This is a genomic window from Mesorhizobium sp. M7D.F.Ca.US.004.03.1.1 (genome assembly GCF_003998635.1).
Classification (GTDB): domain Bacteria; phylum Pseudomonadota; class Alphaproteobacteria; order Rhizobiales; family Rhizobiaceae; genus Mesorhizobium; species Mesorhizobium loti.
This window is the reverse complement of sequence record NZ_RZQG01000710.1, coordinates 1-3,179: the sequence shown is the minus strand read 5'-3', so window position 1 is coordinate 3,179 and position 3,179 is coordinate 1. Positions and strand designations below refer to the sequence as shown.

At 58.5% G+C, this 3,179-nt stretch carries 2 protein-coding genes; one reads left to right on the top strand and one right to left on the bottom strand.

The genetic code is table 11. From position 1 onward, the window contains the following. Positions 1-1,444, bottom strand: a 1,444-nt coding sequence (locus tag EN935_RS28440; RefSeq protein ID WP_245489073.1) for a cellulose synthase catalytic subunit, incomplete at its 3' end; no start/stop codon positions are given. A 642-nt stretch (positions 1,445-2,086) separates the two neighbouring features. On the opposite strand from EN935_RS28440, the gene EN935_RS28435 reads away from it, so the two are divergent. Next, positions 2,087-3,004, top strand: coding sequence for a glycoside hydrolase family 26 protein (locus EN935_RS28435; protein WP_109662852.1), 918 nt, complete (start codon positions 2,087-2,089; stop codon positions 3,002-3,004). Positions 3,005-3,179: the final 175 nt, after the last annotated feature.

Sequence of the window (3,179 nt, the reverse complement as noted above, 5' to 3'; positions counted from 1 at the left end):
CAACGACGCGGGTGGGCAGAAGGTTTTTCGGACCGCTGCCCTTTGGCGTAACTCGGAAATCGATGAACGACTTCGTAATATGGTCGCGGACCGCCGAGAGCGTGCCTGCCAGGACCCACGGCCAGCGCGCCAGGAAAGCGACCAGCGTTCCTTCCCAGCTGATCGTCTTGGCGGTGAGCGGGCGCGACAGACCAAAGGCCTTCAGCAACATCACCAGCACGATCAGAGATGCCGCATTCGGCCCATAGTGGATGAGGAAGTCGACATACGTCACATTGGCGAACGTCTCGCCAGAAAGAAGCGCGTATATCGGCATGGCATACATCAGGAGGGAAAACCCAGCCAACAGCGGATACCAGAGCTGGCGGAACAGGAACTGGAATTTCGCCTGCGCCGTCATCCTCGGCAGGTAGGTCGGCGAGTATTCGAGCATGATGGTCACCAGGCTGCGCGACCACTGGAATTCCTGTGTGACAAAATCGGCAAAACTCTGAGGTCCGTCGCCATGCGCGATGGCATCAATTGCGTGCACGCCGCGCCATCCGGCTGCGATCAACAGCATGGTTGTCGAGTGATCCTCGGCCAGTTCCGGGCCAAGACCGCCCGCCTGCATCAGCGCTTGAGTTCGCACCGCATAGTGCGAACCGATGCAGAGCGGCGTCCCATTGTTGGTATAGCAGGACTGCAGCGGCCCGTGGAGCATTCCCTCAGGAAACAGCCGGCCCCGCGCGGCCCAGCTTTCGTCGGCGTTCATGTCGCAAATGCTCGGCGCCGAAACATAGCCCACCGCAGGGTCGGCGAAGGGATAGAGGATTTCCCTGAGATAGCTCGGCGTCGGCACATGGTCGGCGTCCAGCTGGGCGACGAAGTCGTAGCGCTGATAGCCGTAGTGGTCGTAGAAAAAGGCTAAATTGCCTTCCTTGCAGCGGGTCCTGCGCGGCCATGTCTTGCGATGATAGTCGTCGCGCCCGCGGCGCGTAGAAATCAGCACATTGTGGGCTTCGCACCAGTGAACAGTCTCCTCGGAAGGATCTTCGTCGGCCAGCCAGGTGTCATGCGGATAGTCCTGCGCGAGCATCGCCTCCAGCGTGCGCTCGATCACGACGAACGGCTCGGACGGTGCCTTGGTTACCACCATGGCGACTCGCGATCCCTGTGGGACCGTGCGCAGCTTGGACGGTTTTTTCGACGCATGCACATTGGGGAAGAAAAAGAGTGGCATCAGCGTCAGCCACACGAAAGTAAGCGTCACGAAAATATAAGGGACCACGTGCTCGATGTGGTCGGGCTGCAACCACCAGACCCAGAAAATTATGAGGGTGAAGAGCCATAGAACCAAGCCCAGCGCCCAAACCCGTTGTTGAGCTGGCGACAAGGCCGGCACCAGAAAAGGCGCCTCGCCCGCCGGCATGGGTCCGGCAGTCTTCGACCGGCGCGATGACATCATATTGCCGACGACGCCGGCTTGCGCAGAATCACTCATACTACTACCCGCCGCCTGTTCGGGCTGTGGCCGAACGATGGCACACAGCCTTCAACCACCGGACAGAATCAGCTCGCGCTCAAACAGAGTCAACAGAATTAAGCGTTCGTTAACCAAGACTCTTGAGAACTGGTTAACCTAACACTTTGAATCGACGGCGTTTTGAATGCGTGCGGTCAGACCTTCACCTGGGACACGGGTTGCTGGATCTCTATCCTCAGCAGCAAGCCAACAGACAACCTGGACCCGATCGACCCCACTCGTTAACCATGCTGGCAACAACTAGGTTAAGTATCCGTTAATTGCGCTTGACTCGCGGCATGCATAAGCTCTTATATTAGGACTGGATAATGCATCGGGAATGTTGGCGCGAATTTGTGAGTATCGCGGCGAACTTTCTCCCGTAGGCTTCCATCGTACCGGCGCCTCGGGAGACCACTTGATGGATGGCCTTGCGCAAGCACGCCAGTCCACAGTCGCTCTGAAACCCCACAGATCACGTCGATAGGCTCGATGAATTTGGGTTTGTCGTATCGATCGCTGTCGAAACGACATGGCGAAGTTTCAAGCTCCGCTGGAGATTGAGGCGATGGGAGGTCGACTATGAAATACTTCACAGCAACTACAGCCGCGTCAGCACTCATCCTGGGCGCAAGTCTTGCTTTTCCGGCGGCAGCAGGCTCTCCCGCGGGGACGGACCCTGTGAAGACGAGCTCCGCCGCTTCGGTGTTCGGCTCCTATGACCCCTATGGTGATTTCAGCGCCGACAAGACTGCCTCCATTGAGGAGCTGTTCTTGCCTTGGGAGGACGTTGACCTCTCGACGCTTCCGCTGGCCGACGCCTATGCGCAGCAGCGTGGCCGTTCGCTTTTGATCACCATCGAGCCATGGACCTGGTCGAAGGATTGGCGCATCACCCCGCCCGAATTGCGCGACGGCATTTTGAGCGGCAAATATGACGCCAACATGCAGGCAATTTGCGGCCTGGTGGGACAGATGAAGAGCCCGGTGACCATTCGCTGGGCGCAGGAAATGGAAGACACCAACGGCCGCTTCACCTGGGCCAACTGGGCCCCCAAGGACTGGATCGCCGCCTACCAGCGCGAAGTCGATGTCTGCCGCAAGGTCGCTCCCGCGGCCAAATACATGTGGTCGCCAAAGGGCGCGGAAGGCTTGGAAAAGTACTATCCCGGAGACAATTACGTCGATGTGATCGGGTTGTCGGTGTTCGGCCTCCAGAAGAAGGACAATGATGAGACCGGTCGGGACCGTAACTTCGCAGAGACGCTCAAGCCCGGCTATGATCGCGTCGCGGGTTTCAACAAGCCGATCGTGGTGGCGGAACTCGGCTATGTCGGAAAGCAGGACTATGTCTCGAAGTGGCAAGAGGATTCGCGCAAGTCCTATGCGGAGTTTCCGGCGCTGACTTCGGTCGTCTACTTCAACCAGAAGGAAGTGTGGCCGTGGCTGGGTGGCTATGGTCTGCCCGACTGGAGGGTGACCCAGCACGTCCTGCCTTAGGCGCATCGTGCCATCCCGACGCGATCGGGATGGATCTCCAATTTCCTTGTTTGACGGTGACCCATCCCGAACCGGCGGTTCGGGATGATGGTTGAGGCGTGGCGTAAATCAGTCTGTGGAGAAGTTTCGTGAAACGAGTGGTGGAAAATTGTCTCGGAGCGGCATTCGCCTGCTC